Below are 14,365 nucleotides of genomic sequence, written 5' to 3' on the forward strand. Positions count from 1 at the left end.
AGCACGTTTTCCGTGTCCCATCGTTGGCGCGGTTTTTCATGTTGCGGACTGTATGCGGACTGAGGGGCCGCGGTACAGCAAAGTTCGCTGAACAATAGAGACCGTGTCGGCGTCGTCTGAAAGATGACCCCTTACCGACGGCCGCGCCCCTCGGGGCCTAGGTTTCCGCTCCCCCTTAAATGTTTTTCCACCCGGGGGTGAGGTCCCCGCCCCCCTACGTAGGCGCCCCTCGGGGCCTAGGCGGACCGTAGAGAGCAGCTTGCGTTTCCACATCGCCGGGGGTGGGGGGAGTCCTCGAGGCGGCCGTGACGTTGCATCACAGGCATTGCAGCGGGTATCCCCCCGACCCCCTCAATGGGCCGGAGGGAGGGAGGGAAACGTGATGCCCCGCCGGTACGTCAGTCCCCCCGTTGGCCGAATGTTTTCGCCGCCCTCACCTACTCCCCGGGACGTGATCCTCCATTGGATGCCCTGAGCCGCCGCAACGAACTCGCGATCGAACGGCGCCTCCGCATGGTTTGCTCTCGAAGCGGCCGAGATTTGTGCACTAAATGGGGGGTTCGTAGGCTGCTGCGGTGGCCTACGTGCGCACCGTCAAGACCGCCTCCGGAGGGAAGACCCGCTGTTATATTGCGCCAATTAGTCGCTCTTGAGAAACTGCCTCGATGAGGATCGCGATCGCGGGGGCAACCGGCACGTTGGGTCGCCACATTCTCGAAATAGCGCGAGACCGAGGACATGAAGTCGTCGCGCTGTCCCGGTCCTCGGGCCAGGACGTGTCGACCGGCGCAGGACTCGTGGAGGCCATCGCCGGAGCGGACGCGATCATCGACGTGACCAACGTGCTGACGACCAGCGCCACGAAATCGAGGCAGTTCTTCACCCGAGCCACCCGCAATCTGCTCGCCGCTGAGCGCTCGGCCGGGGTGGGGCATCATGTGTCGTTGTCGATCGTGGGAATCGACGGTGCCGACACCGGCTACTACGCCGGCAAACTCGCGCAGGAACGGGAAGTTTCGACAGGGGCGGTCCCATGGTCGATTCAGCGAGCGACCCAGTTCCACGAATTCGCCGGACAGGTGGTGCAGCGAGCGACGTTCGGGCCGGTCGCGGTGATCCCCACGATGCTGATCCGCCCCGTCGCGGCGCGTGAGGTCGCCGAGCGACTGGTGGAGGTCGCCGAAGCCGGACCGGGCGGGCGGTTGGCCGATCTTGTCGGACCCGCCGACGAACGTCTCATCGATATGGTGCGTCGACTGCATGCTCGGGACGGCATGTCGGTGCATCCGATTGAGGTCCGACTGCCCGGACGATATTGGCGCGCAGCAGCTTCCGGGTCACTGCGTGGCAACGCTACCGAATCCGACCTGGCGCGGATGACGTTCGACCAGTGGCTGGACAGCCGAGTCAAGTGACGGAACGGCCCTCGGGGCCTCGGGGCCTTGAGGGGACCGAATCCCAGTGCGGAGGACCGCGCTCGGGCAAGGGATCCGGCGAATACCAAGACCACGAGCCAGGTGATCCAGATGGGCGGATTCTCGGGCGGGCTTGAGCCGACGAACGCTACCTGTCCGACTCCCTTAGTTTTCCCAGCCGTGTGTGTCAGAGGACCTATGCCACGTGAGTTGTCCCGTCCCCCGGGAAGAGGGGTGAAAGGCCTGGTGTGAGAGGCCTAAAACAACGTTTCGTCCTGAGGCTTCGGCTGCTCGAGCCTCTCAGCCTCAATGTATCCGGCTCGAGATAGGGGAATCTGCGGCAGTTTTCCATCAAATAGGTCCGCGACAGTGACGTGTTGAAGGCGGGGGTACACCTGTCCGTTGGCAGGGTGTGTGTAAGTACCCCCTCGACCGATCTCTTGAAGTACGCCCCGCGTAGGCGGCCTAAGGGAGATCAGTCCTCATCACGCTAGACTCTCACAACAGGCACAGCGCGCGTTTTGCCTAGTCAGAACGTTTTAGGTCATGTTTTTCCGAAACGGAACTCCACCACGTCGCCGTCGGCCATCACGTAGTCCTTGCCCTCGATGCGCACCTTGCCGGCGGCCTTGGCCGACGCCATCGACCCGGCGGCGACGAGGTCGTCGAAGGAGACCACCTCGGCCTTGATGAACCCCTTCTCGAAGTCGGAGTGGATCACCCCCGCCGCCTTCGGTGCGGTGTCGCCCTGGTGGATCACCCAGGCGCGGGCCTCCTTGGGCCCGGCGGTCAGGTAGGTCTGCAGCCTCAGGGTGTGAAATCCGGCCCGCGCCAGCGCATCCAGGCCGCGCTCGGTCTGCCCGATCGACTCCAGCAGTTCGGCGGCGGAGGCGTCGTCGAGTTCCTGGAGTTCGGACTCGATCTTGGCGTCGAGGAAGACCGCGTCGGCGGGCGCGACCATCTCGCGCAGCTCGGCGACCCGGGCCGCGTCGGTCAGCACCGACTCGTCGCAGTTGAACACGTACAGGAACGGCTTGGTGGTCAGCAGGTTCAGTTCGCGCAGCAGCGCCGAGTCGACCTTCGGCCCGGCGGCGAAAAGCGTCGTCCCCGAATCGAGCACCGCCTGGGCGGCCACCGCCGCTTCGTGCACCGGCTTGCGGTCTTTATTGGTGCGGGCTTCCTTCTCCAGCCGCGGCAGCGCCTTCTCCAGGGTCTGCAGATCGGCGAGGATGAGTTCGGTCTCGATGACCTCGATGTCACTGCGCGGGTCGACCTGTCCGTCGACGTGGACGACGTCGTCGTCGGCGAACACCCGCACCACCTGGCAGATCGCGTCGCACTCGCGGATGTTGGCCAGGAACTTGTTGCCCAGCCCGGCCCCCTCGGAGGCGCCTTTGACGATGCCGGCGATGTCGACGAACGTCACCGGCGCGGGCACGATGCGCTCCGAGCCGAACAGCTCGGCCAGGGTGGCCAGCCGCGGATCCGGCAGCGCCACCACACCCTCGTTGGGTTCGATGGTGGCAAACGGGTAGTTCGCGGCCAGCACGTTATTGCGGGTCAAGGCGTTGAACAGGGTGGATTTCCCGACGTTGGGCAACCCGACGATGCCCAGGCTCAAGCTCACAGGGTCAAGAGTCTAGGCCCGCCAACCGCAGCCACGCCGGGCGCGCTGGCCGTCTGTTGGACGACACACCCGGTACGGTCGAACGGTGCCACACCCTGCGGCCGATCGACGCTCCGCCCACCCCGGTTTCGCCGGTGTTTCCCCGTGGGTCGCCGTGCTGATCGCAGCGACCGCCACCCTGACCGGATTCGCCATCGAAGCCGGCTCGGGCCATCAGGAACTCGGGTCGGTCTTCGCCGTGTGCTACGCCCTGGGGTGCATCGGCGCAGTGCTCGCGGTCCGGCAGTCGAGCATCTTCACCGCCGTGGTCCAACCACCGCTGGTGCTGTTCGTCGCGGTGCCCCTGGCCTACTACGTCTTTCACGGCTCGACCTTCAACGGCCTCAAGGACATCATCATCAACTGCGGCTATCCGCTGATCGAGCGTTTCCCGCTGATGCTGATCACCTCGGCCATCGTGTTGCTGATCGGGATGATCCGCTGGTACGTCAAGATGCCCGACCGCCCGGACGCCGACGCCGCCCCCGAATCGCGATCGCCGAGCCCGTTCGCCGGGCTGGTGGCCGGGCTGGTGGCCAAGGTGCGGCAGCCGCAGCCGTCGCGGGACCGAGCCGAGCGGCGGGAACCCCCGAGGCACACCCGCAACCGGCCCGACGCCACCGCCGCCCCGCCGCGTGCCCAGCGCCCACGCCCGCCGCGCGAACCGCGTAGCGCCCCGCCGCCGATCCGCGACCCACGCCAGCGCAGCGACCCGCGCCAGCACAGCGACCCCCGGCAACGCCGCGACCCCCGCCCGTACCGCGAACCACGGCCCTACCGCGAGCCGCGCGACTACCGCGAGGGCTACTACCCGCCCCGCCCGGTGCGCGACCAGGATCCGCGCCGCCGGCCGGTCCCCGACGGCTACCCCTCGACGCATCACCCGGTGTCGCGGGTGCGTTACCGCGGGGCGGGCGAGGAGATGCCCGGCGAGTACCGCGAGGGCCGGCGCCGCTAACCGGCTACGAACGCGCCGGGCGGATCTCGCGCGGTAGCGCGAACACCAGCGTCTCGTTGGCGGTCGTCACGGTCTGCACCGTGGCGTAGCCGAGGTCGGCGAGACGCTCGAGCACCCCGCGCACCAGGATCTCGGGGACTGACGCGCCCGAGGTGACACCCACCGTCGTCACGCCCGCCAGCCAGCCCGGGTCGATGTCGTCGGCGTAGTCGACAAGATGAGCCGCCCCGGACCCCGCACTGAGCGCCACCTCGACCAGTCGCATCGAGTTCGACGAATTGCGCGAGCCGACCACGATCACCAACTCGCACTCCGGCGCCATCGCCTTGACCGCGACCTGACGGTTCTGGGTGGCGTAGCAGATGTCGTCGCTCGGCGGGTCCTGCAGCGCGGGGAACCGCTCCCGCAGTCGGGCGACGGTCTCCATGGTCTCGTCGACGCTCAGCGTGGTCTGCGACAGCCAGATGACCTTGTTCTCGTCACGCACGCTGACCCGATCCACGCCCTCAGGCCCGTCGACGAGTTGGACGTGATCGGGGGCCTCTCCGGCGGTGCCGATGACCTCCTCGTGGCCCTCGTGTCCGACCAGCAGGATGTCGTAGTCCTCCTTGGCGAACCGCTTGACCTCGTTGTGCACCTTGGTCACCAGCGGACAGGTGGCGTCGATGACCTTCAGGTCGCGGGCGGCAGCCGACTCGTGCACCGACGGGGCGACGCCGTGCGCGGAGAACACCACGATCGCACCCTGGGGCACCTCGTCGGTCTCGTCGACGAACACCGCCCCGGCCGCGGCCAGGGTGTCGACGACGTGGCGGTTGTGCACGATCTCGTGGCGCACGTACACCGGGGCGCCGTGCCTCTCCAGGGCGCGCTCGACGGTCTCCACGGCCCGGTCGACCCCGGCGCAGTAACCCCTCGGTTCGGCCAGTAGCACCCGCTTGCCGCCGCGGTGGACGGCCGACCCCGCGGCACCGGGAATCCCCATGTCAATCGTGGACGGCATGGATTCAGGGTACGTTCCGTCGCGCCGGGCGGGCCAGCCTAGGCTGTTGTCCATGGCAACAGCACCATTCGGGGTTCGCCTGCTGGTCGGCATCGCCGTCACCGCCATCGAGGAGACCCGCAGGCTGCCCCAGACGATCCTGATGTACCCCGTCACCGTCGCCAGCACGTTCGCCCAGGTCGTGATGAAGGTCCAGCAGGACCTGGCCGGCCTGGCGATCCGGGGTGACGAGGCACTGGAGGGACTGTTCCCGCCCAAGGACGAGAAACCGGACTGGGCCACCTTCGACGAGGACCTGGCCGGGGGTGACGGGCAGCGGCCGGCCGGCGACGGCGAGCGCCGCACCGAGGGCCGGTTCGCCCTGTACTCGGTGGCCGACACGGCCCGCGCGGACGCGGCGGGCAGGTCCGCTCCGGCGAAGAACGCCGGCCCGCGCAAGAAGACCCCGAAGAAGCAGCCCCCGCCGATCGCCGTCGAACTGGACTACGAGTCGCTGACGCTGGCCCAACTCCGGGCGCGCATGCCGTCGCTGAGCATCACCGACCTCAGGGCCCTGCTCGACTACGAGGAGTCCGCCAAGGCCCGCGCCCCGTTCCAGACCCTGCTGGCCAACAGGATCACCCGCGCGACCGCCAAGTGACCAGCCCGGGTAGCTCGGCGGAGAACCCGTTTCCGGTTCGCGCGGTGGCGATCCGGGTGGCGAGCTGGATCGACCGGCTCGGCGCGGTGTGGGTCGAAGGCCAGCTGACCGAGATCAGAACCCGGGGAGCGACCGTCTACATGGTGCTGCGGGATCCGGCCGCCGACATGTCGATGAGCGTGACCTGCAGCGCCGATCTGGTCCGCGGCGCTCCGGTCGCCCTGACCGAGGGCACCCAGGTGGTGGTCTGCGGCAAGGCGCAATTCAACACCCGTCGTGGCTCTTTTTCCCTGCGCCTGAGCGCTATTCGGGCGGTCGGACTCGGAGAGCTGCTGGCCCGCATCGAGCGGTTGCGCGGCCTGCTCGCCGCCGAGGGCCTCTTCGATGAGCGGCTCAAGCGGCCGCTGCCGTTCCTGCCGACCGTGGTCGGACTGATCACCGGGCGTGGCGGCGCCGCCGAGCACGACGTCACCTCCGTCGCCACCCAGCGCTGGCCGGCGGTGCGGTTTGCGATCCGCAACACCGCGGTGCAGGGCAGCGCCGCGGTGGCCCAGATCGTCGAGGCACTGCTCGACCTCGACGGCGATCCTGCCGTCGACGTCATCGTCATCGCCCGCGGCGGCGGCAGCGTCGAGGACCTGCTGCCCTTCTCCGACGAGACGCTGTGCCGGGCGATCGCCGCCTGCCGGACGCCGGTGGTCAGCGCGGTCGGTCACGAACCCGACAATCCGCTGTGCGACCTGGTCGCCGACGTTCGCGCGGCGACGCCGACAGACGCCGCCAAGCGCGTCGTGCCCGACGCCGCCGCCGAGGCACGCCTGGTCGCCGAGCTTCGACGGCGCGCGGCGGGGGCGCTGCGCAACTGGGTCATCCGCGAGGAGCGCGCCCTGACGCAGCTGCGCAGCCGCCCGGTACTGGCCGATCCGCTGCGGCTGGTGGGCGATCGGGCAGCGGACACCGGCCGCGCCCGGGCCGACGCGCGCCGCGCCATCGGGCAGCTGGTGTCGGCCGAGACCGATCGCATCACCTACCTCGCCAAGCAGTTGTCCACCCTCGGTCCGGCGGCGACCCTGGCCCGCGGCTACGCCGTGGTGCAGCGCGTCGACGGCACCGCGGCGGTACTGCGCTCGGTCGCCGACGCACCGGCCGGCGCCCTGCTGCGAGTCCGGCTGTCCGACGGCGCGGTGGGCGCGGTGAGTTCCGGACGGGAGAATGGCGCCCCGTGAGCGATGACACCTCCGACAACACCGCCGAGCGCCCCGTCAGTGAACTCGGCTACGAGCAGTGCCGCGACGAACTGACCGAAGTGGTGCGCGCCCTCGAACAGGGCGGGCTGGACCTGGACACGTCCCTGACACTCTGGGAGCGCGGCGAGCAGCTCGCGAAGCGCTGCGAGGAGCACCTCGCCGGGGCCCGGGCCCGAATCGAGAAGGCTTTGAACGACGGAGGGGACACCGACGGTGACTGACAACCCGGATCAGGCAGGACCGCTCCCCGCGTGGGAGGCGATCGGTCGCACCTGGGGCGCCGCCGCCCTGGACCGGAGTCCGGCATGACCGGCGAACGGGTCGCTGTCGTCGTCGGCGGCGCCTCGGGCATCGGGTGGGCCACCGCACGCGCCCTCGCCGAGGACCACTGCCGGGTGACCGTGGCCGACCGCAACACCGAGGCCGCCGCCGCGCGCGCCGCCGAACTGGGCGGCCCGCACCACTGGGCCGCGGTCGAGGTGACCGACGAGGACAGCGTGGCCGCGCTGTTCGACGACGTCGTGGCCCGCGAGGGCAGACTGGACGTCGTGGTCAACTGTGCGGGCTTCAGCGGCTTCGGGCTGATCACCGAACTAGCCGCCGAACAGTTCCGTTCGGTGGTGGACGTGTGTCTGACCGGAGGATTCCTGGTCATCAAGCACGCCGGCCGGCATCTCGGCGACGGCGGCTCAGTGGTGTCGCTGACATCGCTGAACGCCCGCCAGCCCGCGATCGGGATGAGCGCCTACTGCGCCGCCAAGGCCGGCCTGTCGATGCTCACCCAGGTCGCGGCACTCGAACTCGGCCCGCACGGCGTGCGGGTGAACGCGGTCGCACCCGGCTTCGTGCACACCCCGCTGACCGAGTCCGCCGCCGCGATCCCCGGTGTCGTCGACGACTACGTGGAGAACACCGCCCTCGGCCGGGCCGGCACGCCCGAGGACGTCGCCGCCGCGGTGGTGTTCCTGAGCTCGCCGCTGACCTCCTGGCTGACCGGCGAGGTTCTCGACCTCAATGGCGGCGCGCACCTCAAGCGCTATCCCAACATCCATGAGCACCTCGAGAAACTGCTGGGTGATGCCCTGTGAAAACCGAGTTCACCGTGACCCAGAAGCGCGCCCTGGCCGTCACCACCATCATCGCGCTGCTGTTCGGCGCCTACTTCATGCGCCGCTACCTGATGCTGGTGGTGATCGCCGCCATCGTCGCGTATCTGTTCACGCCGCTGTACAACCGGATGCGCGCGAAACTCAGCGGGGGTCTGGCGACGGCGCTGACCGTGCTGGCCGCGCTGGCCACCGTGGTCATCCCGATCACGCTGTTGATCACCCTGGCCTCCTTCCAGGTCTCGCACCTGCTGGTCGGTGTCGCCGAGTGGGCAAAGACCGCCGACGTCAGCGCACTGGGCGACAAGGCGATCGCTCTGGTCAACCAGTTGCTCGGCAAGCTGCCCTTCCAGACCCCCACGGTCACGGTCGAGTCGCTGCGCGGCACCCTGGGGACGGTCGCCCAGAACGTCGGCGAATGGCTCCTACGCACGATGAGCGGCGCGGTCGGCGGGGTCATCGGCTTGATCACCGCCACCATCATCTTCCTCTACGTGCTGGTGTCGCTACTGACCAACCAGCAGCAGGTGCTGACCCTGATCCGCCGGCTCAACCCGCTCGGCGAAGAGGTCACCGACCTGTACCTGGCCAAGATGGGCGCGATGGTGAAGGGAACGGTCAAGGGCCAGTTCATCATCGCGCTGGTGCAGGGCCTGCTCGGCGCGATGTCGATCTACATCGCCGGGTTCCACGACGCGTTCTTCGTCATGGTCATCTTCCTGACCGCGCTCTCGGTCATCCCGCTCGGCAGCGGCATCGTCACCATCCCGTTCGGCATCGGCATGATGCTGTTCGGCAACGTCGCCGGGGGCCTGTTCGTCGTGCTGTTCCACCTCATCGCGATCACCAACATCGACAACTTCCTGCGGCCCATCCTGGTGCCTCGGGCAGCCCGGCTGGATCCGGCGCTGATGCTGCTCGCGGTGTTCTCCGGGATCGCGATGTTCGGCTTCTTCGGCATCATTCTGGGCCCCGTGCTGATGATCCTGATCGTCACGACGATCTCGGTCTACCTGGCGGTCTACAAGGGCGTGGCGATGGAGACCGAGGAGGCCGAGGAGCGGCGCAAGCTGTTCCGGCGAAAGAAGAAGACCCCGCCGCAGCAACCGGTGACCGGGTCGTCCGCCGGATCGTCCCCCGGGCCGGCGGGTGCCGAGCCGACCGTTAAGTCAGCCGCTCCCTGAGGAACTCCACGACGCGCTTGCGGGCCTCGTAGGCCGGCTGGCCGTCGACCTCCCGCACCTCCGCGGTCAGCACCGAGTGGGCCATCCGGCCGAAGCCGCCGGCATTACCCGGCGAGGAGTCGATCTCGATCGCCTCGAAGTTGTCGCCGAGCCGGTCCTTGAGGGCTTTAAAGCGCTGCGCGGGCACGACCGGATCACCGGTGAACCGAAGCCCCAGCGCGCACAGCCCCTCCTCGGCGGCCCGCTTCTCGATGACCTTCAGCTCCGCCTCGGACAGGCCGGGGTCGCGACGCTGCCTGGCGGTCAGCGGCAGCGGCAGCGAGGGCTGGCTGAGCACCGGCGCCAGCACACTGTCGTCGACGGCCGCGGCCAACGCGAAACCGCCGGTGAAGCACTGACCGATCACGCCGACGCCCTTGCCGGGGGTCCGGTCCCTCAGATCGCGCGCCAGCGCCCGCAGATAGTTGGTGATCGGCCGGTCGGCGTTGGCGGCGAAGGCGGCGAACTCCTTGGCGACGCAGCCGCGCACCAGCACCGGCACCATCCCGGGCCGCACCGCGGCCGCCCCGGGAGTGCCGAAGAGGGAGGGAATGGCGACCGTGAACCCGTTGTCCACCAGATGATTTCCCAAGGCCAGCACGCCGGGGTGCACGCCGGGCATCTCCGGGATCAGCACCACACCCGGGCCGGCACCCTTGCGGTAGACGTCATAGGTGAAGCCCGCAGCGGAGAACGGTTCGGCGGTCCAGCCGGAGAGGTCTGCCTCGGGTGCGGTCATCGGCGTCCTATCGGTCGGGGGTGATCGGTGGCTGGGACTGGGTGGCGGCGGCCAGGGCGCGGAAGTCCTCCGGGCTGCCCGCTCCGGTGACGGCCAGCTGTACCGCCCCGCCCGGGCCGGCCAGGCGGGTGGTCCACACCGGTTCGGTCCCGTCGCCGCCCTCGTAGACGACCCACTTCACGCCGCCGATCTCCTGGACGCCGGTCGGGTACACCTCGGGTTGAAGGGAGGCGACCAGCGGCGCCTCGTCGGCGTTGCTCTGGGTGAGGCTGACATACATCTTCGACTGCGCGATGTAGCCGACCCGGCTCGTCTCGGCATCCTGGCGCTGCCCGGTCGCGACGTCGGTGCGGCCCCGCTCGACACCGCCGCGGGCACCGGAATTGGCCTGCCAGCCCTGCGGCGGCACCGGGAGCCGGATCGGGAAGCTCAGCGCGTCGGCGTCGGCGCGCAGCGCCGCGGGCGCGTCGTAGGAGGGGACCGCACCGTCGGCCGGCCCGCGCGGGCGAAACGAGCAGGTGCCCACCAGCCCGGCCAGGATCACGCAGGCCAGGATCAGCGGGCCCAGCGACCAGAACATGTCCCGGCCGTCTTGCAGCAGCCGGGGCTTGGGCGGGCGGGGACCCTGCGGGCCGGACGGGACGGTCATGACCGCCAGTATCCCAGGTCTGCGGTTGGGGGGTCTGGAACAATCACCGCATGCCCCGCATGCCCGACGCCCGACGCCGCGAGGCTCCCGACCGCAACCTCGCCCTCGAGCTGGTCCGCGTGACTGAGGCCGGCGCGATGGCCGCGGGGCGCTGGGTCGGCCGCGGCGACAAGGACGGCGGTGACGGGGCCGCCGTCGACGCGATGCGCCAGCTGGTCAACACGGTGTCGATGCGCGGCGTGGTGGTCATCGGCGAGGGCGAGAAGGACAACGCCCCGATGCTCTACAACGGCGAAGAGGTCGGCAACGGCGACGGCCCGGAGTGCGACTTCGCCGTGGACCCCATCGACGGCACCACGCTGATGAGCAAGGGCATGCCCAACGCCATCTCGGTGCTCGCCGTCGCCGAGCGCTCCGCGATGTTCGACCCCTCGGCGGTGTTCTACATGAACAAGATCGTCGTCGGCCCCGACGGGGTCGACGCCATCGACATCACCGCACCGATCACCGAGAACATCCGCCGCGTCGCCAAGGCCAAGAACTCCAGTGCCGCCGACCTGACGGTGTGCATCCTGGACCGGCCGCGCCACGAGGAGCTGATCGCCGACGTCCGGGCTGCCGGTGCCCGCATCCGGCTGATCACCGACGGCGACGTCGCCGGGGCGATCGCGGCCTGCCGCCCCGATTCGGGCACCGACATGCTCGTCGGAATCGGTGGCACGCCCGAGGGCATCATCGCCGCGGCCGCGATCCGCTGCATGGGCGGGGCGATCCAGGCCCAGCTGGCGCCCAAGGACGACGCCGAGCGGCGCAAGGCCATTGACCGCGGCCACGAGCCGGGCCGGGTGCTGCACACCGAGGATCTGGTCTCCGGGGAGAACGTCTTCTTCTGCGCGACCGGCGTCACCGACGGCGATCTGCTCAAGGGCGTGCGGTTCTACGGCGGCGGCTGCACCACCCAGTCGATCGTCATGCGCTCGAAGTCGGGCACGGTGCGCATGGTGGAGGCCTACCACCGGCTCTCCAAGCTTTCCGAGTACTCCGCGGTGGATTTCACCGGGGACGACTCCGCTGCCTATCCCCTCCCCTGAGAAAGGCGCCCCACCACTGATGACCAACGACGGCGAATACCGCATCGAGCACGACACCATGGGCGAGGTCCGGGTGCCGGCCAAGGCGCTGTGGCGGGCGCAGACCCAGCGTGCGGTGGAGAACTTCCCGATCTCCTTCCGCGGCCTGGAACGCACCCAGATCCGCGCACTCGGACTGCTCAAGGCCGCCTGCGCACAGGTCAACAAGGACCTGGGCAATCTCGCGCCGGAGAAAGCCGACGCGATCATCGCCGCCGCCGGTGAGATCGCCGACGGACTGCACGACGACCAGTTCCCGATCGACGTCTTCCAGACCGGATCGGGAACCAGCTCCAACATGAACGCCAACGAGGTCATCGCCTCGATCTGTGCCCGCGACGGTGTGACCGTGCACCCCAACGACGACGTCAACATGTCCCAGTCGTCCAACGACACCTTCCCCACCTCCACCCACATCGCGGCCACCGAAGCCGCTGTGCGCCAGCTGATTCCGGCACTCGAGGTGCTGCATGCATCGCTGGCGGACAAGGCCCGCCAGTGGCGCACCGTGGTCAAGAGCGGGCGCACCCACCTGATGGACGCCGTCCCGGTCACCCTCGGGCAGGAGTTCAGCGGCTACGCGCGCCAGGTGCAGGCCGGAATCGAGCGGGTGCGCGCGTGTCTGCCGCGCCTCGGTGAGCTGCCCATCGGCGGCACCGCCGTCGGCACCGGGCTCAACGCCCCGGACGGCTTCGGCGTCAAGGTGGTCGACGTGCTGGTCACCCAGACCGGCCTGGCCGAGTTGCGCCCCGCCACCAACTCCTTCGAGGCGCAGGCCGCCCGTGACGGTCTGGTCGAGGCTTCCGGCGCGTGCAAGACCCTCGCCGTCTCGCTGACCAAGATCGCCAACGACATCCGCTGGATGGGTTCGGGCCCGCTGACCGGTTTGGGCGAGCTGCACCTGCCGGACCTGCAGCCGGGCAGCTCGATCATGCCGGGCAAGGTCAATCCCGTGATCCCGGAGGCCGTCACGCAGGTGGCCGCCCAGGTGATCGGCAACGACGCCGCGATCACCGTTGGCGGGCTGTCCGGCGCCTTCGAACTCAACGTCTACATCCCGATGATGGCGCGCAACCTGCTGGAGTCGTTCACCTTGCTGGCCAACGTCTCCAGGCTCTTCGCCACCCGCTGCGTCGACGGCCTGGTCGCCGACGAACAGCGGCTGCGCCGGCTGGCGGAGTCCTCACCGTCGATCGTGACGCCGCTGAACTCGGCGATCGGCTACGAGGAGGCGGCCGCGGTGGCCAAGCAGGCGCTCAAGGAGCACAAGACGATTCGCCAGACGGTCATCGACCGCGGCCTGATCGGCGACAAGCTCACCGAGGAGGAACTCGACCGGCGCCTCGACGTGCTGGCGATGGCCAAGGTCAAAGACGAAGGCTAATCGGCGGGCGTCGCCGCGGGATTCCGCACCGCGCGGATTCCCCCCGCTGCGGTCAGGCTGTGCAGCACCAGGCTCAGCGTCACGGTCACCACGACCACGATGTCGATCACCCCGGTCTGCTCGATGTCCCCGCGATTGATGACCAGCAGGCCCAGGACCACGGTTCCGATCCCGCGCGGGCCGAACCAGCCGATGAACATCCGATCCGACACCGGTAGATCGCTTCGCGCCAGAGCCAGCAGCACGGCGACGAGACGCACGACGAACAGGGTCAGCAGCGCGAACAGCAAGACCCGCCAGTCGGCCCGGCGCCAGCCGTCGATCACCGCGAAGGCGCCGAACATGGCGAACACCAGCAACTCGAGAAGCTGGGCGGTGGCGCGGCAGACCTGATCGGGCGCCGCGTTGCGCCCGCCGGCGACGAACGCATATGCCAGACCGCCGGTGAAGGCGGCGACGAACCCGCTGGCGTGCAGAGTCTCCCCGGTCTCGAAGCAGATCAGCGCGATGGCCAGCGCGGCCAGCTGCGCCCAGGTGTCATCGAGCCAGGACCGGCGGCGCGACCAGCTCACCAGCAGACCGCCGCCCAGCCCGATCCCGACGCCGACGACGATGGAGACGACCTCGACGCGGAAGGCGAACCAGGCCCACTTCCCCGGATCGGCATCGCCTTGCGCCGACGCCAGCGCCAGCGCGGCCAGCAACGCTGCCAGCGCCAGGCCGTCGTAGAGTCCGCTCTCCACCGACAGCGCGTGGCGGACGCGCTCGGGTATCCGCCGGTCGGTCAGCAGCGCATGAATGATCGCCGCCTCGGCGGGCGCGACGATCGCGGCCAGGCACACCGCCTCCCACAGCGACAGCACCGGCAGCACGAGCAGTGCGATCGCCGTGTTCAGCGCGAGGGTCAGCGGGATGCCGATGGCGATCAGCCGCACGCTGATCTCCCGGCGGCGCAGCACCTGGCGCACATCGAGCGCGGAGGCCTGCACGAAGAGGATGACGGTCAGCGCGAGCTGGGCCAGCACGGTGAAGCCCGCGGTGCCCGGACCGGCGTGCAGCCAGTCGAGCCCGAAGGGCCCCAGCGCCATGCCCAGCAGGACGAAGATCAGTGCCGGCGCCACGTACCACCGCCCGACCAGTCCGGACATCAGCGCGTAGCCGAAGACCAGGGCGATCAGGACGAACGCGGTCTGGTCGTGCACGCG

The 14,365-nt window shown here is 69.4% G+C and carries 13 protein-coding genes and 1 pseudogene; 9 read left to right on the forward strand and 5 right to left on the reverse strand.

From position 1 onward, the window contains the following. Nucleotides 1-665: 665 nt before the first annotated feature. On the forward strand, nucleotides 666-1,415 hold the full coding sequence (locus ACKOB8_RS00185; RefSeq protein ID WP_526374423.1) for an SDR family oxidoreductase: 750 nt from the start codon (nucleotides 666-668) through the stop codon (nucleotides 1,413-1,415). A gap of 544 nt (nucleotides 1,416-1,959) precedes the next feature. Here ACKOB8_RS00185 and ychF read toward each other — a convergent pair. Then, nucleotides 1,960-3,042 carry a redox-regulated ATPase YchF gene (gene ychF / locus ACKOB8_RS00190; RefSeq protein WP_526374425.1) on the reverse strand — a complete coding sequence of 361 codons (1,083 nt, stop codon included), beginning with the start codon at nucleotides 3,040-3,042 and terminating at the stop codon, nucleotides 1,960-1,962. A gap of 85 nt (nucleotides 3,043-3,127) precedes the next feature. Here ychF and ACKOB8_RS00195 point away from each other — a divergent pair, with 85 nt between their 5' ends. Then, on the forward strand, nucleotides 3,128-4,039 hold the full coding sequence (locus ACKOB8_RS00195; RefSeq protein ID WP_526374427.1) for a DUF6542 domain-containing protein: 912 nt from the start codon (nucleotides 3,128-3,130) through the stop codon (nucleotides 4,037-4,039). Between the two features lie 4 nt (nucleotides 4,040-4,043). Here the strand turns inward: ACKOB8_RS00195 and ACKOB8_RS00200 are convergent, their stop codons facing one another. After that, nucleotides 4,044-5,042: a 4-hydroxy-3-methylbut-2-enyl diphosphate reductase gene (locus tag ACKOB8_RS00200; protein ID WP_526374429.1), complete on the reverse strand. Its 999-nt coding sequence runs from the start codon at nucleotides 5,040-5,042 to the stop codon at nucleotides 4,044-4,046. Nucleotides 5,043-5,094: 52 nt separating this feature from the next. On the opposite strand from ACKOB8_RS00200, the gene ACKOB8_RS00205 reads away from it, so the two are divergent. The 5 genes from ACKOB8_RS00205 to ACKOB8_RS00225 all read left to right on the forward strand — a co-directional run bounded on the left by ACKOB8_RS00205 (nucleotide 5,095) and on the right by ACKOB8_RS00225 (nucleotide 9,219). Further along, complete coding sequence (locus ACKOB8_RS00205; protein ID WP_526374431.1) at nucleotides 5,095-5,682, forward strand: lipid droplet-associated protein; 588 nt, start codon at nucleotides 5,095-5,097, stop codon at nucleotides 5,680-5,682. Then, nucleotides 5,679-6,908 (forward strand): exodeoxyribonuclease VII large subunit, encoded by a 1,230-nt coding sequence (gene xseA / locus ACKOB8_RS00210; protein ID WP_526374433.1) that lies wholly within the window; start codon nucleotides 5,679-5,681, stop codon nucleotides 6,906-6,908. Before ACKOB8_RS00205 ends, xseA begins: the two co-directional genes overlap by 4 nt. Beyond that, the gene (locus ACKOB8_RS00215; RefSeq protein WP_526374435.1) at nucleotides 6,905-7,150 is read left to right on the forward strand and encodes an exodeoxyribonuclease VII small subunit; all 246 of its coding nucleotides are present in this window, start codon (nucleotides 6,905-6,907) and stop codon (nucleotides 7,148-7,150) included. Before xseA ends, ACKOB8_RS00215 begins: the two co-directional genes overlap by 4 nt. Nucleotides 7,151-7,234: 84 nt before the next feature. Further along, a complete protein-coding gene (locus ACKOB8_RS00220) occupies nucleotides 7,235-8,017 on the forward strand; it encodes an SDR family NAD(P)-dependent oxidoreductase (protein WP_526374437.1) in 783 nt (260 codons plus the stop codon). Beyond that, nucleotides 8,014-9,219 (forward strand): AI-2E family transporter, encoded by a 1,206-nt coding sequence (locus ACKOB8_RS00225; protein ID WP_526374439.1) that lies wholly within the window; start codon nucleotides 8,014-8,016, stop codon nucleotides 9,217-9,219. Before ACKOB8_RS00220 ends, ACKOB8_RS00225 begins: the two co-directional genes overlap by 4 nt. Here ACKOB8_RS00225 and ACKOB8_RS00230 read toward each other — a convergent pair. Beyond that, nucleotides 9,200-9,997, reverse strand: coding sequence for a dienelactone hydrolase family protein (locus ACKOB8_RS00230; RefSeq protein WP_526374441.1), 798 nt, complete (start codon nucleotides 9,995-9,997; stop codon nucleotides 9,200-9,202). The two genes, ACKOB8_RS00225 and ACKOB8_RS00230, sit on opposite strands and share 20 nt — an antisense overlap. Nucleotides 9,998-10,004: 7 nt before the next feature. After that, nucleotides 10,005-10,646, reverse strand: coding sequence for a DUF4245 family protein (locus ACKOB8_RS00235; RefSeq protein WP_526374443.1), 642 nt, complete (start codon nucleotides 10,644-10,646; stop codon nucleotides 10,005-10,007). On the opposite strand from ACKOB8_RS00235, the pseudogene glpX reads away from it, so the two are divergent. Together glpX and ACKOB8_RS00245 are read left to right on the forward strand one after the other, a co-directional pair. Next, nucleotides 10,645-11,737: pseudogene (gene glpX, locus ACKOB8_RS00240) on the forward strand (class II fructose-bisphosphatase). The gene ACKOB8_RS00235 and the pseudogene glpX sit on opposite strands and share 2 nt — an antisense overlap. A 19-nt stretch (nucleotides 11,738-11,756) precedes the next feature. After that, entirely contained in the window at nucleotides 11,757-13,160 is a 1,404-nt protein-coding gene (locus ACKOB8_RS00245) for a class II fumarate hydratase (RefSeq protein ID WP_526374445.1), read from the forward strand. Here the strand turns inward: ACKOB8_RS00245 and ACKOB8_RS00250 are convergent. Then, the gene (locus tag ACKOB8_RS00250) at nucleotides 13,157-14,362 is read right to left on the reverse strand and encodes a cation:proton antiporter domain-containing protein (RefSeq protein WP_526374447.1); all 1,206 of its coding nucleotides are present in this window, start codon (nucleotides 14,360-14,362) and stop codon (nucleotides 13,157-13,159) included. The genes ACKOB8_RS00245 and ACKOB8_RS00250 overlap by 4 nt on opposite strands. Nucleotides 14,363-14,365: the final 3 nt, after the last annotated feature.

The sequence above is a fragment of the Mycobacterium sp. genome (assembly GCF_046091765.1).
Classification (GTDB): domain Bacteria; phylum Actinomycetota; class Actinomycetes; order Mycobacteriales; family Mycobacteriaceae; genus Mycobacterium.

Coding starts and splice junctions, on each gene's coding strand:
- ACKOB8_RS00245 (WP_526374445.1), top strand. CDS start 11,757: ATGACCAACGACGGCGAATACCGCATCGAGCACGACACCATGGGCGAG.
- ACKOB8_RS00235 (WP_526374443.1), bottom strand. CDS start 10,646: ATGACCGTCCCGTCCGGCCCGCAGGGTCCCCGCCCGCCCAAGCCCCGG.
- ACKOB8_RS00220 (WP_526374437.1), top strand. CDS start 7,235: ATGACCGGCGAACGGGTCGCTGTCGTCGTCGGCGGCGCCTCGGGCATC.
- ACKOB8_RS00185 (WP_526374423.1), top strand. CDS start 666: ATGAGGATCGCGATCGCGGGGGCAACCGGCACGTTGGGTCGCCACATT.
- ACKOB8_RS00200 (WP_526374429.1), bottom strand. CDS start 5,042: ATGCCGTCCACGATTGACATGGGGATTCCCGGTGCCGCGGGGTCGGCC.
- ACKOB8_RS00230 (WP_526374441.1), bottom strand. CDS start 9,997: ATGACCGCACCCGAGGCAGACCTCTCCGGCTGGACCGCCGAACCGTTC.
- ACKOB8_RS00205 (WP_526374431.1), top strand. CDS start 5,095: ATGGCAACAGCACCATTCGGGGTTCGCCTGCTGGTCGGCATCGCCGTC.